This is a genomic window from Sporosarcina psychrophila (assembly GCF_001590685.1).
Lineage (GTDB): Bacteria > Bacillota > Bacilli > Bacillales_A > Planococcaceae > Sporosarcina > Sporosarcina psychrophila.
Map to the genome: position 1 here is coordinate 2,436,669 of NZ_CP014616.1, position 16,633 is coordinate 2,453,301.

A 16,633-nucleotide genomic window follows, 5' to 3' on the forward strand; every position below is an offset into this window, starting at 1 on the left:
CTTAGATCCTCCCCTTTTGTCTAAAATCATTGCCTTCATCGATTACTGAACCATTAATATAGGTGTCTCTCCCCAATTCTCCATGGCAGATATATGTTGCTTTTCCTCTTTTCCAAATGTGGCCATGTTCATCCCAGCTAACCGTCAAGTCTCCTCCAGGTAGATGAACGGTTATCGGAAGATGTCTATCCAACATATCGTTTAATGTGGCAGCTACTACCGCAGCGCAAGCCCCTGTTCCGCAAGCCATTGTTATACCCGATCCACGTTCCCACACTCGATAATCAATTTCTTGGCTGTTCTTGACATGAACAATTCCGACGTTTATTCGTTCTGGGAACAAATCAGAGTGTTCAATTACAGGACCTATTTTATCTAATGGCACTTCATTCACATCATCAACAAACATGATTGCGTGTGGATTCCCAATCGATACACAAGTCATGTAATACACATCTCCTCCAAAAGAATGCGGTTCATTTATCGCAACCGAGAATGGATTTCCTTGCATCGGTATCCTATTTTTTAGTAGTTTGGGCTCGCCCATATCAACAGTTACATACTGCACGTACTTTTCATGGTCTACATCTACTTCCAAACTCACCACCCCACCCAACGTTTCAATTGTAAAAGGAGATGTTGTAGCGTACTTTTGATCAAAAAGAATCTTTGCTACACAACGCAATCCGTTGCCACAATTCCTTGCTTCCGATCCATCCACGTTAAAAATTCTCATTTGAAAATCTGCTATATCCGAAGATCCTATTATTATTATGCCGTCAGACCCGATACCGAAGTTCACATCAGATACTATTTGAGCAAGCTGATTATAGCCTTGGTAGTCCATTTCAGTTTCTAATTGATTGAAAATAACGTAGGAGTTTCCCAAACCATGCATTTTAGTAAACAACAACTTTATCCCCCCCTTAAAAGATGAATTTGGATGTACTCAACCTCGCTTTGATTCCAGTGATTACTCGTTGCTCTTCTTTCACTCCTTTCGCTTGAAACGTAACCGAAAATCGCACATAGTGTCCGGCATCATCCCATGGAACACTGGATATTAAATGTTCACGTAATAAATATTGGCTAAACTCTTCCGCTGACTGAAAGTGAGGACCGCTTGCTACCGCTTTTGGTATCTTTGTATATAAGAAAAATGATCCTTTCGGTTTTTTAACATTAAAGCCACACTCACGTAAAACTTTTTCCAAAAGATTGTGACGCCGTGAATACTTAGCTACAGTTTGTTCTGTAATTTCTGGATGAGAAAGGGCAAATGCCGCTGCTTTTTGTATGGCGATAAATTGACCAGAGTCAATAGTGTCCTTCACTGTCTTAATCACTTTGACAAGTTTCGAATTTCCTGCCATAAAACCAATGCGCCAGCCTGTCATATTGAATGATTTCGATAAGGAATGAAGCTCTATTCCAACCTCCTTTGCCCCGGGTACAGAAAGAAAGCTTAACGGCTTTTCATCATCGAATACGAGAGCAGCATAAGAAGCATCATGCACAACGATCAATTGATTTTTCTTTGCAAATTGGACTACTTCCTCAAAGAATTCTACAGTTGCTACAGCCCCTGTTGGGTTGTTCGGATAATTCAAGTAAAGTAGCTTCGCTTTCTTGAGAATACCCTCATTCAATGAATCTAGTTTTGGCAGAAATGAATTACTCTCCAATAGCGGCAGATGGACAATTTCTCCTCCGTAGTATTCTGTGTGAGTGCCTAAAATAGGATAACTGGGCGATGGCATAAGTGTAATATCACCAGAATTGATGAAGGCTGCAGGAAGCATCGCCAAGGCTGACTTTGATCCGATCGAATGGTTGATTTCGGTTTCTGGGTCGAGGTCATACACTCCAAATACATGTTTCATATATTTGGCAGCTGCATGCTTCAACTCAACTATCCCATTATCCGCATACATGCGATTTTCAGGCTTCTTTGCTTCTTCTGCCAATATTTCCACAACTGCTTCATCTGCCATTGCATCAGGCTCTCCAACGCCAAGATCGATCAATTCCATATGAGGATTTGCCTGCAATGCTTCTTTTTTTATTCTTTTTATTTTTTCAAATTTATAGATTTCCTCTTTTAAACCAAATTGCGGACCCCCTAAACGGTCTGCAAACAGTTGTTGTATATAATCAGCTGACATATCTATTCCCCCAAAACATTCATGACATTTTGCTTATGTTGTACTCATTACATTCAATGACTACCTCCATACTTCTTGAATAGCCCAACCTACCTCTGTTCTCCTCTACTATTTGAATTCATTTTCTACTTTTATAATATCGATTATTAAATGGAATTGATTTAGACTTATTGCTTAAACATTTGCACTTTTTTAGTGATACAGTAAATTTGCAATAAAAAAAGCCAAGCATAAGAGCCTGGCGAGTTTAACGAATTTCTGAAGGGTTTTTACCTGTGTACTTTTTAAATTGTCTGCTGAAAAAATGGAGATCGCTGTATCCAAGTACATACGCAGCTTCTGTCACTGTCATACCTGAATAACGGAGTAAATGTTCCGCTCGTTCAATGCGCGAACGAATGATATATGATCTAACCGTATGGCCAATTATTTGTTTAAACTTCAGAGAAAAATATCTTGGAGAAAGATTGGCTCGAGCTGCTAAACTTCCAATTGAATGTTGTTCACCGGGATGCTGCTGAATATAGTTAGCTATTTCCCGAACAGTTTCCAGCAAGATATTGCTCGTGTAAGCCATTTGCTCTACCTTTTCTTCTTCTTCTGCTCTCAATAGGTGAATCATTAGTTGCTTTAAGATGAGCTTTGCCTCTATTTCCATTCCAAATGTTTTCACTAATAACAAGCGAACGTATTGAGTTAAGAGTGATTCAAAACTGAAAGTATTTTCAACCATCCGATGGGCGGTAGGGACCAATTGTGGTGTTTCAGTTAAGTCGAAATGAATATAGGTTAATACTAGGGGGTCTTGGGGATTATGCGTGGCAGTTGTCACGTCTCCATGTTTAAAAAGAAAACAGTGCCCTTTTTGTATATCATAAGACTTTCCGTTTAGTACCAATATTCCTTCACCGCTCCAAACATAAAATAAATCATAATTAGGGAACGGTTTATCGCGCTTTTTCCATTTCCAAGTCGGCTCACAATGAATAGTGGCAAATGCCGGTTTCAAAATAAATTGATCCGGATTCAAATCTAACATGCAGCACCCCCTTATTTTTCAGCAAACCTTTTTAGGTAATTCCTAATAATGCTCGTCTACCTTTTGTCTTCGGTTAACTCTATGTAACCATATTCGATAAAACTCGCTAAAATTACTATCAACAGTGTATTCAATACAGTCTTGAATGGATAGAAATCCTTTACTTGCTATTATATGTCGTAGATGTACCGCATAAAGCTTCCAAGCACAGATAGCAAGTAGGTATGAAAAATTTGCCCATCTTGAGGTGATTGTCAAACTGTTTTTTAAAGCAACAGTATTTCAACCGTTGATACATACGCGCGACGGTAACATAAAAAGCGAAATCAGAGTTGCGCGTGAAGCATAAGGGACTACTCTATCACGAAATAGGAAAAAAAGAAAAGAGGTTTTAGAGATTTTTTTATTATCAATTCATTATAGTTCGTAGATTATTTATAACTTCTATATCCTATATTCATAATAAAGTTCTTCTTGCTCTGTATCTTCAAACCATTTCATGCATTTAAAAGGAAATCCAATCTTTTCTAATACTTTTAAAGACCCTTTATTCTCTGGACTTGCAGAAGCAGTGATAACCTGTACTTCCCCATGATTTATGGCGATTTCTACACAAGCATACGCCGCTTCTGTTGCGAAACCTTTGCCCCAAGATTTTTTACTATAATGATAAATTAATTCCACATCGCTTAATGAATTCACACAATTAAATCCAGCAGCACCTATAATTTCTTTAGATTCTTTATCTTTTACTGCGTACACGGATAAACCGTTAATTTCATGACATTTCCTATAGCCTTCGATAACTCGGCCCAACACATCACTTGAAGAAGCACCATCGCATAATGCCATCACTTCTTCATCACCCCAAAACTTTTTCACTGAATCTAAGTGAGAGTCATTAAACACACATAGATATAAACGTTTAGTCTCATATATAATTTCCATTTTTTCACCTACTTATTTATTGTTAACTCAATTTCTGTGATTTTATCAGCTTTGGTAAATGTTATGTTGATTTTTCTCTCCAATTTTTCACAGTTAAACGTAGCTACTATTCTAAATTCTACCTTCTTATTGTAGAATCACAATAAAAAGAACAATTGTTGAGCATGCCCATTTTATAGAGGCAGTTTATTAGGATTGTTGAATGACCTTTCAATCAATATAAATCTGATAGTGAAATTCATGCAAAGGGTTTTTATTACTTATAGAACGTTAATAACACACTTGTTGATTAACCAAAAACAACCAATTAATAACTTAATTGACTACTACGCGATCGGTTTACAGTTGCTTCTGGCTAGCTTTGGATTGAACAACTTCTATACATAACTGAGCTATTTTTATGTATAGGAATGCGACTTCGCCGCATTCCTATACATTTTCTTCAGTAATCGTCTGGTGGTCGTTCATCCGTCGCTCTCCAAAGGCAAAGGTACACGAAGTGCTAATGCTTTTGGGAACGAGGGAATAGAGGGGTTCCTAATTGGTTAAAAGCCGCCAAAGATACAATTTTGGCGGCTGAAACTTTCTTTATGGTCTTTTCTTTTCTTATTTTAGGAAGTGTCACTTTCTATAGTGTCATATACCTTACTAAAGAACAGCCTGTACAATGTACCAGGGTGCCCGAAATTGCATCTTCGGGCACTGATACCTTTTGAAAAAGGTAGCTATTCTTTACTTCTAAAGCAGCTGCACTTTTCACTTAAACAGTGTAGGTTTGCGATAGGTACTTATTCACAATAAGATGATCGAAAAGGGTGTGCCGTAAGCGAACCGGAAATGATCCAGTGAAAATGGAGGTTTTCAAGCCTTTTCTTACTTGTTATTTATGCAAGAAAATGGTTAATCAACAGACGTGCGTTAATAATTATTATCGTAGGCTCAAGGGTGGATACAATGTTTTAACGGGGTTGTAACAAAGTGTCTTGACAATCATCCTGCTTTGCTTTAAGTATTAGAAAATATTAAACACCCAATTAAAAAACAACATTAAATTTTCACAGTGCCAAATCAATGAATCGATTGTTCATTGTTCCCTATTTTTAAGATTGTGAAAAGCATTACACATAAAATGATCAATAGTCCTCCCAATGCTGGAACAAAGTTATCAAAAACATCAATTGTTAATCCAATAAATGCAGGACCGAGGGCCCCGAGTAGATAACCACCAAATTGCATCATCGCAGACCAAGACACTGTTTCTTCAATATTTTTGGCCTCTTGAATAGGTAGAAGTAGTGCCAAAGGAAACAAACCACCAGCCCCAATACCAAGGAAAACTGTAGCTATCCACGGAGAGTAATTTAGCAGTAAAATCAAAATCCCTATTATTTCTGAAAAACTACAGACTAATAACCAAACTTTTCTATTACCCGTTTTGCTAACGAGTATAGGTATTAAAAAGCTTATGGGAATTTGGATTACTGTAAATAAAGTCAGAATCAAACCGGATTGAGAATAGCTGAAACCCATTGATTGTACGATTGGTGCTAACCAAGCTGTTAGCGAATAAAAGATAGCCGCCATGCATCCAAAAAACAACATGAATAATGTCACCCTTTTATTTTTTATAAACAAAGCTGAAATAGGCAGGGTATCTGTACTCTTTTCCGCTTTTTTTAGAAGTGGAATAAGTAGTAAAAATGCAGGAACCGCTAATATACTCCAGAAACCTAATGCGTGTTGCCAAGATTCATTCATCCTCTGGTATGTAGGCACAGAAAGACTGGATGCAACCGCTGCACCAATCACCATTGACACGGAATAAACCCCCATTAAACCATGATTGTTGGGAAAGTATTTTTTTATAAATCCTGTAATTAATGGTCCAGCAATCCCTATTCCAATCCCCGAGAATAAAGCTGTCGCAAACAACAAAAAGCTATTATGAATGAACATACGAAGGAATGTAGCAACGAATATCAAAGTCATTGCTATAAGCAGAGACTTCTCCATTCCCAAACGCTTATTTAACTTAATGGCCAATATGGAAAATAGCCCCATACAAAAAACCGGTAGTGCGGTTAGTAAACTAGCTGTCACCCCGCTCATACCTAAATCCGTTTGGATGATATCAAGTAAAGGCCCAACAGAAGTAATCGACGGTCTTAAATTTAATGAAACAAAAAATATAATCATCACAAGATAAACAAAACGCATGTGAAACATCTCCTTCATTAAGCATTGCATTCATTGTATATTTGCGCTTATAATAGTTCAATACTATTTTTTCTATACAAACCATAGCTGTAAGCTATCATAAAAGGAGCATGTTAAATGGAAATCAGGCAGTTACACTATTTCCTTATGTTATGCAAAGAACTTCATTTTACTGAAGCTGCCTACAAACTAGGTATTTCACAACCAACCCTAAGCCAGCAAATACGGGTATTGGAAGATGAATTAGGCCTACCTCTGTTCGATCGCCTTGGAAAAAAAACCGTTAAGACCGAAGCAGGTAATCTCCTTGAGCACTACGCATTGCAAATTGTTCAACAACTAGAAAACGCAAAAAATGCTATAGAAGATCTGACAAATCTGAATACCGGTCACTTACGTGTAGCAGTATTACCATCCGATCTTGATTATCGATTAACAGCATTACTAATCGATTTTCACAAAGAATTTCCAAATACTAAAGTGCAAGTGATTCCATCGATTGATATTTTAAATAAGGTGTTAGAAAATGAAGTTGATATTGGTGTTGGGCTAGCGATTCAACCAGACAGTCGTTTAAATCGCATCCCTTTTCATACCGAATCGTATAGTCTTTTCGTTACTAAAGATCATGAATTAGCAGACAAAGGTATTATCTTGCCGGCTGACTTGGTAAATCTGCCTTTAGTTATGTATCCGAAGGGATTCTCTGGACGTGATTTGATTGAGACTTGGTGTTTAAGTCAAAAAATTGCTATCGATGCCCTGATGGAAACAGGATCAGCCACATCTTTGTTTCAACTTGTAAAAGCAGGGATTGGGGCTACTATTCAACCTAGTCAACTAATTGAAAGTTTCCAATCACTCGGTCTCCGTGCTATTCCAATCAAGGATTCCCCTACTAGGAACTTAGAGATGTTTTATCGTACTGATAAATATTTAAGTCAATCTGCAAAAGCATTCTTGAACCGAATGGAAACCTTTTTTTAAAGTCACCATACTGAAAATATCATAATTTATCGCTAAATTGAAAATGATCTACTATAAAGGTCCTGGAATTAAATAAATCCCGCAAGAAAAAATACTAACTCATTCAGTTGAATAGAACAAAACACAAATTAGCACCTCATTTTGCACGCTGATATGGGGTGCTTTTTAAGTTTAATTTATCTATTAAGATGTTTTATAAAAAACGGATTTTTTGGAGCATAATATAAAAGATGGAATTTTGAAACTTTTTGAGTGGTCATTCGTATTACTAGTATAGGTTTCCAACTCTAATCACTGAAGAATAGTTGGTAGTAAAAAGGGATGAGGAGGAATAATAATGTATCGTAAACTGATTTCCAAACATCTGTCGACGAAAACAATGGTAGGTATTCTATTTTTACTTTTTTCTTGTTTTTTGATTGTAGGTTGTTCTCAAGAAAAACCGGAAGATCCTGAAAAGATTGTTACTCCAATTGAAGACAAGAACAAAGCTGTTATTCGTGCTGTTCTCGAAAAGGTATTTACGGGTCCAGACGAAGAATATCTACGTTTAAGTGAGGAGTTATATAAGCAACAAATGGATCCATCGTACGAAGGGTATGTTGGTACAGAGGTGGCGCCAGACACGGAAGAAATCACCTCATATCTAAAAGAGTCCTATTCGTCTTATTTCACGGAACTTGGATTTGATTTCTTTGTTAATGCTACACCGGCACTTGGTTACCACAGTTACCCAGTAGATTATCAATTAAGTATCGCTGATATCGAAGTGATCCAAAGTGATAATCCGATTGCACCAAAGGAATATGATTTTACTGCTCAAGTAGAATATGTAAACGAGGCTGGAAAAACGACACAATTCGAGATAAGCGGGATGGCGATTTGTTCAGAAGAAGGAAAAATCGGAAGGATTACAATCAATGACGGTGGACTGTTGAAAAAAATAAATGAGGATAGTAACTAGCTATTCCACAAGTTAGCATCGCCTTATACTCATTAGTGTAGGGCTTTTCATTCATTCATTCATTCATTCATTCATTCGTCAGTCCACCCAACCGTAAAAATAAGCCCAATTTATTAACATACGTTGACATGCGGGCATTAAAAAGACCGCCAATTCAACTATGAATTAACGATCTAATTTGATGTTTAGTTTGCGTCTTGCACTACGCAACTGAACGGGTTATAAAAAGTCCCCTGTTCATTTCCCATTGTACTTCCGTCATTACTCTTCACGTACTTTTTTATCGCCAATCATAAACGTCAGAGTGAACCGTTAATAAACTAAACTAAACTAAATAAAAACAGCCATCCCTCTTTTTGAACTGAGCCCTTATTATCGGACAGTTTAATAAAAGCGACTTTGCAGTCTAGGCTGCGATTACAAAAAAGCACTCCTGGTTGGGTTGCGAAGAGTTGCAGGCGCTGTTCGATGAACGTAAGAAGTCATGGGAATCAGCCCCACTCGATTGAGAAAGGCTTTTACTTTGGTCATATTTAACTTACTCACGGACAAATGGACAAATAAAAAGACAACAGGGTTTGCCAAATAAAAGACCGTCAATAGACGATCTCCAGTTGAAGAACCAATATTACTTATGTTGATTTAAAGTAAATTATCTCTGGATCTCCTTCGTCTAAATTTTCAACAAATCCACTTTGTGTAAATCCATTTTCTTTAAATACTTCCTGCATTCTTTTATTTGATTGATTGGTTGAAGAGAATATTTTCTTAGTAGGCGATATGCTTATAAAATACTCCATAAGAGATGTTGCATATCCTTTCCGTCTTTCAGTCGGTTTAACTATTATCAGGGATATAAAGCTATAATCAAAAAAATGAATATCAAAAATTAAAAATCCTACAAATGAGAACTCGTTTTTAATAGCTATACATCTTTCTTCCTCAATAGCTTTTTTTATGTATTTTCGTCTGCTATCACTACCTATTACTTCTCTATCGATATTCACTATTTCATCTAAATCGATTAATTGAGATTTAACCAAAGTTTCCATATTAAAGCTCCCCTTATTGAAATTTGACTTTATTAAAACATTTCCTTCTTCAACTAAACTGTCCCGTTAGTTGAAGAAGAACAGAGCATTGTAATTTATTCGGCTCCATTAATACGAATACCTCTTTAATTCGATAAATAAAAAAGCGACTGTCCATTTAAGGATGCATTGTATTTAGCGTAATATAAAAAAAGCGCCCCTTCCACAATCTAATCTGTGGAGGAGCCGCTTTCTGCATGATCGTATTTCATGCAAATAAAAATCCTTACTTGGTAAGAAGGGTTTTTAAGTAAACGTTACTATTAAAGTTATTACTATCGTGAGCATTGCACCAAACACTGCTATGTTACCCCAAAAGTTTTGGTTTTTCATGCTCTCTACGTGGGGTGAATAATGTTGTAACATGCTTTATTTTAAGCATCTGTGCCCAATCCCCTTTTCTATATTTCAAATAAAAGAGGTTGCTTTCTTTTACATCCAAGTAGAGATAGCTGTTGCAAGAAAAAAGGTAGTACTTAAAAATATAAGGCGCAAAAATCCAAATGTAAAGCAAAAGAGGAGGCAATAGGCTCTTCTTTTTTTATTGTCCAAAGTTGCTCATATTTTCTTCGGTTTCTTCTTCAATGGAATGTGAGTACGGCCAATGAAATGTACAACCTGTGACATCTTTTTTACCAGTGACTGCCACAAAACTTACCACTTGTTGCCACCATATTTACCAATTGGGAGATTTAAAATAGCGTAAGAAAAAAAGCCTGATTACTGCCTGTTTCTGGCAAGGAATTAGGCTTTTAATGTTCAACAATCGCGCCCGTTAGTTGCATAAATCTTTATTTGACATCAAAAAAAACAAAAGCAACGAACTATGCTCTCCACGCCATGCTATTTTTAGCTGTTAATCCTCCCGATGAGCATATTAGTGTGGAAAAATTAGCTGAACGCCAAGAAGTTTCAACGACATATTTATCTAAAATACTAACAAAGTTAGTAAAGTCGGGTATGATTGAATCTGTCTCAGGTGCAAATGGTGGCTATAAATTAAAATCGGGTTGGGAAGAACTTTCATTACTCGATGTTATAAAAGCTATTGAAGGTTTGACGCCTATTTTTGATTACTTCTTTAAGGAAGTACCTTTTTTGAGATAATTGTTTTTTACTCTAAAATAATCTTCTTAGCAGGTGAATCCTTTTTCAGTCTAAAATCATATTTGTTTTCATTTTCATATTTCGGATCTAAATAACTGGATCTCTCATCACTACCTGAAGCGATTTTAAATTCTGGAAAAGAAGTATATTCTCCCTCTTTCCATACCCAAATACCAGTTTTCCCTTTTTCTTTATGGAATACATTATTTTGCAGTTTATTTGCTTGATTGGTTGTGAAATAATTAGCAATAAACAAGCGAGATGGTCCAGCTGTTAAAATGTTTTTTTCGATCACATTGTTTTTTGTATCATGCTGTAATAAAAGCTGTCCCCCACCTAGTCCTTTAGTGTCATTTCGATAAATAATATTTTTTGAGATTGTTGAATTTATCGTACCTCCACGATTTTTATCATACCCTCCAATCGATATCCCAGTAAAATAGTTGTTATAAATAGTATTGTTTTTAATATTAATATGACTAGCATATTTTTTCGCATGCTCAGACGTTGCTTCAATTCCGATATCGCATTTATAAATGGTATTCATTTCAATAGTTATATTTTTTCCACCATCTACATATATTCCGCCAGCAGAATAATCCTCCCCATAAGCAGGGTTTCCGTACGAGGATATTTCATAAATTTCATTATTTTTTACTACCCCATTTTGAACATAGTCAGCTTTTTTATCATTAGAGGTACCCTCATAACCAATCAGATCAATACCGATATTATCACTTCGGCGAACTAGATTATTTTCCACCTTAAAGCCGTCAATATTTCCATTAAGTACAAGAGATTCACTTGAACCGAGTTTTAAATCCTCCACTGTATTATTAAAAATATTTATGTCTTTCATTGGGCCTGTTCCGTATATGGCAATCCCATGTCCATTTCCGTTTTCTGCATGTGTTTCAATTCGCCGCACATGGTTATTCTCTAATGTAATATGACTGCTAGGTCCTGTTACATAAATCCCCATTACCGTTTCATCTGTTAAATTAGTAGATAAATCCTGTATAACTAATCCGCTAATCGTAAGATAATTTTTATTATTTATTGTAACTAAGGATGTAACCCCTTCAACATCTTTTACATCCTTTCCACTAAGAACAACTTTATCCTTTTTGTAAGCTTTAAAAATAATTGGTTTTGATTTTGTTCCACTATGTTTAATAACAAGTCTTTCATTATAGGTTCCTTTTCGTATGTAGACGGTAGTCCCGGCTACAGCTTCTGAAGCAGCTTTTTTTAGTGTGCGAAATGGCTTTAATTTTGTCCCATTATTTTGATCATTTCCATTTACAGCTACATATATAGAATTATCCTGTTCGGCTTTAGTATTATTTATAACTAAAACGATCATGATAGCAGCTGTGGCCAAGAGGATAATAATAATTTTTTTCATTTAATCATTCCTTCTTAAAATAAATTATCTGCATAATAAGTCATATAGGATAAAAGGAAAAGAACAATATGACTAAACTATTAAATAAATTGCTCATTAGAATAGCGTAGGATGGATGACTATACCATTTTATAATAGATTTAACTTCAAAAACATAAAGTTTTCAAAAAGAAATTTAAAATATATTATATCCCTTAATTATTCAATGTATCTTGAGAATCTCCCTCCATTAACTGCCCCTTTACATAAAGAAAGAGCGTAATTCTTGCTGTAGAATTGCGCCCTTTCGCTGAATAATAATTATGTTTCTTTGATTATATCTTTCCAATAGATCCAAGCATTTAAATAGTCATTTACTTAGCGTACATTTGTATAACTTCATAGATATCCTCCTTTGTTGCTTTTTTAATGATTATACACCTCTTTTTAATAAAAGATTGCCATTAAGGCTTAACTGAGCCAATAGTGGACACTTTAAAAAAAGTGACCCATTCGGGGTTTTTTCTGTTTAAAAGCTTAGGTATACTGAAGATAAATATCCTGACAGGAGTGTTTTCAATGAGTAAAATACTTTCAACGAATATCAAATGAGACAACTAGAATCAAACCCTAATATCGCATCCGTATCTGTATTATATTTATCCCGAGGTATATTATGGATAATCCTAGGGTATGAAGTTCGTATGCTGACTAGAAATGGTTAGCAGAGATGATAGGAAAACTACTTTATCAAAATAGGATTGTTGTTCAACTAAACCAGCTAATAGGATGTCAATATTTTTCTCTAAAATAATTATTAACCCTATGTTATACTATTTTGAGCATGCCAAACAGCCCTCCAAAAACCTTTTGGAAGATTTTCTCTCTCATTATTAAAACTGTTAATTAAGCTATATCAAGGAAAGATTCTTTTCTGTTTAATAATGCATAAATCCAATGAAGTAATTTATTAATACAGGCTACAATTGCTACTTTGGCAGGCTTTCCTTCTGACTTTTTCTTATCATAGAATTCTTTAAGCTTTTTGTTCCTTGAACTTCTTATTCCACAGTATAGCGTGGGATAAAATGATGTTAATGCTATAGAATTTCCAATCACATAAAAACAGCCTCCCTCCAAATAGAAGGAAGGCTGTTTTTATGTTCACTGTAAAATCGACTCACTGTCTTCAGCAATTTCAAATTTAAGTTGAGGATTATTCATCATGATTAGTATATGAATCTGATTTACCTAGTAAATAGATCCTGACAACGGATAATACATCCTCTATATATTGTTCTTTGTCAGTGTTCTCCCCTGTTATTAATATTCCTAAATTCTCGTGCACGGCGTTCTTAACTGTTTAAAGAAGCAGCACCTTTTTTAAAATATTCCTTCCTTTTTGCACCTGATACAGCTTTCAATGCCATTAACCCTAATAAGAAGAATGCAAATGAACCTATTAACCCCACAAGACGGATCGAAGTTAATTCAGCAGCTAAACCTACTAATACCGTTAAAGCAATAATGAAACCTGCCTCAATAACACTAAAGAAGCTTCCGAACCTTCCCATCATCTTCACAGGAACATGATTTTGGTAGAAAGTCAAATACCCTGTATTTGCAAACGTTACAGCAAACCCAATTAAAAATACAGAAGGCGCTGCACTAAAAAAGCCATTCGAACTATAAAGCGCTATATAACCTATTGAGGTAAAAATGGTGCCAAAACCTATTAAAAGATTAACTGTAAGCTGTCTTGAAAATACTGAATTAATAATTGAACCTATTATAAATCCAGCTCCAAAGACACTTAATAAAAACCCATAAATGGGGTCTGATAATGAAAGTACACCTTTAGCAAATGCTGCCTCAAGAGAATCTATTGCAGTCATGAATATAGTAGTGCCGCTAAATAATAAATATATCTTTGTGACATAGGTATAGTCCTTACTGAAATTAAAAACAACCCAAAAATCATTTTTTATCATATCCCATGTCAATCTTTGCCCCTCTGTCTCTTTGAGTCTTGAATCAACATTAGGGAGCATCATAATAATGAATGCCGAAAAAAATAAAGCCACTGCATTCACATGGATGGCAGTATAAGGAGTACCCATCCAAAATAAAACCCCCGCAATGGTAGGACCTATTAGTGAACCACAAGAGTTGATAAAATTACGTAGCGCATTAAAGCGTTGCCGATCTTTTTCAGGTATTAGTTTAGTCATATAAACCATAGATGTAGGTTGAAAAATAGCACTTCCCATATTAATGATAAACGCTAGTATATAAACATAAATAAGCGAAGGTAAAAATGGAATTATCGCAATACAAAGTGCTCGGAAAACGTCTAATCCCATCATAAGTCGTCGTGTATTTACCCGATCAATTAAACTACCTGCCCAAGCATTCGAACATATAGTTGCAATAGGACCAAGTATATATAATAAAGCAATCGCAAGTGGAGAACCTGTTTCATTCAATATAATTAAATTTAGTGCGATTAGGTAAACCCATCCACCCACATTTGAAATTCCTATTCCTCCTAATAGCATTAACGGATACTTCCATCTGGACATGTTCACCACTCCTTTTTATTTTTTTGTAAAACAAAATAAAAAAACTCACCCCCAAGATATTTATCTTGGGGGCGAGTCGTGTCGCGGTGCCACCCCAGTTCACCTCCACATTTCTGTAGAAGCCTAATCGAGTACTGCTTTGTGAATAAATCACCTGCGATACTCTATCTCGTTAACGTGAGAATACGTTCATCATCATTGTTCAAAACAAACAAATCCAATGCACAGCTCCAAGGCTTGTTTCAACACATTTCCTATTCCTCTTTTTCAGCTACCAGAGGTCTCTGTAGATAGTAAGTGTGTTTACTCTTCTTTTCACAGCTTTTTATATAGATTTTTATATATATTACATTATTTTGAATTGAAATTCAATACAAAAAATATTACTAATTATCTCTATAACAGACATAGAAATATTTGCATTTATAGTATTGTTGTTACAGTAATTATTTACTTCATGCATACCACAGCTTACTCTTTTTCAACTAACCTTCCACGGTAGTTGAAGAATGGATAAAAAAACACACATACTATACTTTTATTTCATAAATATATTCAGATTATATCTTTAATCCCAAATAAAAGCTGAACTAATACAAGAATTAGTTCAGCTTAAAAATAGCTTATTATAATGTTGCACATTGTATAAAGGATACTGATATATTAAGCGGCCTACGTTAACTCTTGACTTTTAATAAAAATGATCGTGAATAGTCGTCTTTTTTGAACAGCAAAATAATGTATTATTAATTACTTATGATATTTTGGATATGACGGCTGTCTCAATCCTTCATCACTATTCATTTGTGATTTAATTTGAGCAAGTTCTTCCGGTGTTAAATGTGGAAAATCAATAACATTAATCGTCCTTTGGAATAAGTGCCCATTAGGAATGTCACTTAAAAACTCTTTTGTTTCCCATCAACTGTAGTATGCGCAATAACTGGGTGGAAAAACTCATCAATGTGAAAAGGTGTGTCAGCAAAAGGATTATGGAAAACAACCAATCCATCCAACAAAGGGTTCCAAAGTTGTTTTATTAATAACGAGTGATTAACATTATCAAAGAAACCTTTAATATCAATGTCCACCGCATAATGCGTTTTAGAGTGGTTAATGATATAGACACATCTTGATATAGCATGATGTGTGCTACGTTGTGGTCTAAATCCATAACTGTGTTTAAAGAATTTAGCTTCACAAATCGGTTCAATAACTTGTTTAATCATTTGTTGGATAATTCTATCTGTAAGGGTCGGTATACCAAGCGGACGTAAATCACCGTTGGGCTTTGGAATGAGAACCCTCTTAACAGCTTTGGGTTTGTAATCCTTTAGCGCGTCTCTAATATAAGACACAAAATCATTTTTGTTCATTTCTTTAAATTTATCAATGGTATGAAAATCAACCCCGGCCGTTTTAGAGCCTTTATTACTTTTTATGGTTCTATATGCGAGAAGAATATTATTTTCTGATATAACAAGTTCGTATAACCTATTAAATGTTTTACCTTCTTGGCTCCCTTTATATAGGGAGTCGAAGGTTTCCTGCAACCCATAATATTCCCAATATCTTTGATTTGTGTTCAATTGTGGAACACCTCCTTTAAAGAAGTGTCTTTCCCACATTCATACCAGACCTTTTGAACTTCATTAACTAAAATTTAATTACATTAATTAAGACTAAGGACTATCCCTCCACCATTTATTATCATGGTTTCCAAGGTACTGTGTCCTCACTTTCACAAAGGTTAAGCAATTTCGTTTCCTAATGGAACTTATATGCCATTCCCCAAAGGTAATTGTTTAAATAGGAATCCTTTGCTTACCACGTTCCGATACGATTAGCTATCATGTAAATCCTTAGGTACTTGCTATGAGCCAGTGAGAACTATAATGTCATCGTGCATTATCCCGATTTTCTTAGACTAGAATCATACTTATCGGTGTCCCACGTTACAGAATTTGTAACCCTACTTCTTTCGAGAGTAGTCAACTTATTGACCCGTACATTCGCAAGTTCGTCAGTCGTTGTTCACACACGACATTCTCACCATAGATTTCTTTTTCAGCCCCCCGGTCTATCTCCTAACCATATTCAAATTGCGAACTTAGGTTGGATTCAACCGACTTCACCAAGCTTCATA

The 16,633-nt window shown here is 35.4% G+C and carries 10 protein-coding genes, 3 pseudogenes and 1 other annotated feature; of the genes and pseudogenes, 3 read left to right on the forward strand and 10 right to left on the reverse strand.

Annotation, left to right across the window (positions count from 1 at the left end; translation table 11 throughout):
* Position 1: 1 nt before the first annotated feature.
* From dapF to AZE41_RS11565, 5 genes are all read right to left on the reverse strand, one after another.
* Positions 2-913: a diaminopimelate epimerase gene (dapF, locus tag AZE41_RS11545; RefSeq protein ID WP_067209469.1), complete on the reverse strand. Its 912-nt coding sequence runs from the start codon at positions 911-913 to the stop codon at positions 2-4.
* A 13-nt stretch (positions 914-926) separates the two neighbouring features.
* Positions 927-2,165 carry an LL-diaminopimelate aminotransferase gene (locus AZE41_RS11550; protein WP_067209471.1) on the reverse strand — a complete coding sequence of 413 codons (1,239 nt, stop codon included), beginning with the start codon at positions 2,163-2,165 and terminating at the stop codon, positions 927-929.
* Between the two features lie 247 nt (positions 2,166-2,412).
* Positions 2,413-3,204 carry a helix-turn-helix domain-containing protein gene (locus AZE41_RS11555; RefSeq protein WP_067209473.1) on the reverse strand — a complete coding sequence of 264 codons (792 nt, stop codon included), beginning with the start codon at positions 3,202-3,204 and terminating at the stop codon, positions 2,413-2,415.
* Between the two features lie 444 nt (positions 3,205-3,648).
* Complete coding sequence (locus AZE41_RS11560) at positions 3,649-4,152, reverse strand: GNAT family N-acetyltransferase (RefSeq protein WP_067209475.1); 504 nt, start codon at positions 4,150-4,152, stop codon at positions 3,649-3,651.
* 1,068 nt (positions 4,153-5,220) lie between these two features.
* A complete protein-coding gene (locus tag AZE41_RS11565) occupies positions 5,221-6,369 on the reverse strand; it encodes an MFS transporter (protein WP_067209477.1) in 1,149 nt (382 codons plus the stop codon).
* A 117-nt stretch (positions 6,370-6,486) separates the two neighbouring features.
* On the opposite strand from AZE41_RS11565, the gene AZE41_RS11570 reads away from it, so the two are divergent.
* Positions 6,487-7,356, forward strand: coding sequence for a LysR family transcriptional regulator (locus AZE41_RS11570; RefSeq protein ID WP_067209480.1), 870 nt, complete (start codon positions 6,487-6,489; stop codon positions 7,354-7,356).
* Positions 7,357-7,693: 337 nt separating this feature from the next.
* Positions 7,694-8,320, forward strand: a complete 627-nt coding sequence (locus AZE41_RS11575; protein ID WP_067209482.1) for a hypothetical protein — start codon at positions 7,694-7,696, stop codon at positions 8,318-8,320.
* Positions 8,321-8,952: 632 nt separating this feature from the next.
* Here AZE41_RS11575 and AZE41_RS11580 read toward each other — a convergent pair.
* The gene (locus AZE41_RS11580) at positions 8,953-9,372 is read right to left on the reverse strand and encodes a GNAT family N-acetyltransferase (RefSeq protein ID WP_067209485.1); all 420 of its coding nucleotides are present in this window, start codon (positions 9,370-9,372) and stop codon (positions 8,953-8,955) included.
* An 834-nt stretch (positions 9,373-10,206) separates the two neighbouring features.
* On the opposite strand from AZE41_RS11580, the pseudogene AZE41_RS11585 reads away from it, so the two are divergent.
* Positions 10,207-10,485: pseudogene (locus tag AZE41_RS11585) on the forward strand (Rrf2 family transcriptional regulator); the annotation flags it as partial.
* A 40-nt stretch (positions 10,486-10,525) separates the two neighbouring features.
* Here the strand turns inward: AZE41_RS11585 and AZE41_RS11590 are convergent.
* The 4 genes and pseudogenes from AZE41_RS11590 to AZE41_RS11605 all read right to left on the reverse strand — a co-directional run.
* A complete protein-coding gene (locus AZE41_RS11590) occupies positions 10,526-11,926 on the reverse strand; it encodes a right-handed parallel beta-helix repeat-containing protein (protein WP_067209487.1) in 1,401 nt (466 codons plus the stop codon).
* 885 nt (positions 11,927-12,811) lie between these two features.
* Positions 12,812-12,958: pseudogene (locus AZE41_RS11595) on the reverse strand (IS110 family transposase); the annotation flags it as partial.
* Between the two features lie 302 nt (positions 12,959-13,260).
* Positions 13,261-14,487: an MFS transporter gene (locus tag AZE41_RS11600; RefSeq protein WP_067209489.1), complete on the reverse strand. Its 1,227-nt coding sequence runs from the start codon at positions 14,485-14,487 to the stop codon at positions 13,261-13,263.
* A gap of 64 nt (positions 14,488-14,551) precedes the next feature.
* Positions 14,552-14,815 (reverse strand) — a binding site (T-box leader).
* A gap of 694 nt (positions 14,816-15,509) precedes the next feature.
* A pseudogene (locus AZE41_RS11605) lies at positions 15,510-16,076 on the reverse strand (reverse transcriptase domain-containing protein); the annotation flags it as partial.
* Positions 16,077-16,633: the final 557 nt, after the last annotated feature.

Bases quoted from the DNA above. Each gene is read 5' to 3' on its own strand.
- AZE41_RS11550 (WP_067209471.1), bottom strand. From the start codon at position 2,165: ATGTCAGCTGATTATATACAACAACTGTTTGCAGACCGTTTAGGGGGT.
- AZE41_RS11555 (WP_067209473.1), bottom strand. From the start codon at position 3,204: ATGTTAGATTTGAATCCGGATCAATTTATTTTGAAACCGGCATTTGCC.
- AZE41_RS11560 (WP_067209475.1), bottom strand. From the start codon at position 4,152: ATGGAAATTATATATGAGACTAAACGTTTATATCTATGTGTGTTTAAT.
- AZE41_RS11565 (WP_067209477.1), bottom strand. From the start codon at position 6,369: ATGCGTTTTGTTTATCTTGTGATGATTATATTTTTTGTTTCATTAAAT.
- AZE41_RS11570 (WP_067209480.1), top strand. From the start codon at position 6,487: ATGGAAATCAGGCAGTTACACTATTTCCTTATGTTATGCAAAGAACTT.
- AZE41_RS11575 (WP_067209482.1), top strand. From the start codon at position 7,694: ATGTATCGTAAACTGATTTCCAAACATCTGTCGACGAAAACAATGGTA.
- AZE41_RS11580 (WP_067209485.1), bottom strand. From the start codon at position 9,372: ATGGAAACTTTGGTTAAATCTCAATTAATCGATTTAGATGAAATAGTG.
- AZE41_RS11590 (WP_067209487.1), bottom strand. From the start codon at position 11,926: ATGAAAAAAATTATTATTATCCTCTTGGCCACAGCTGCTATCATGATC.
- AZE41_RS11600 (WP_067209489.1), bottom strand. From the start codon at position 14,487: ATGTCCAGATGGAAGTATCCGTTAATGCTATTAGGAGGAATAGGAATT.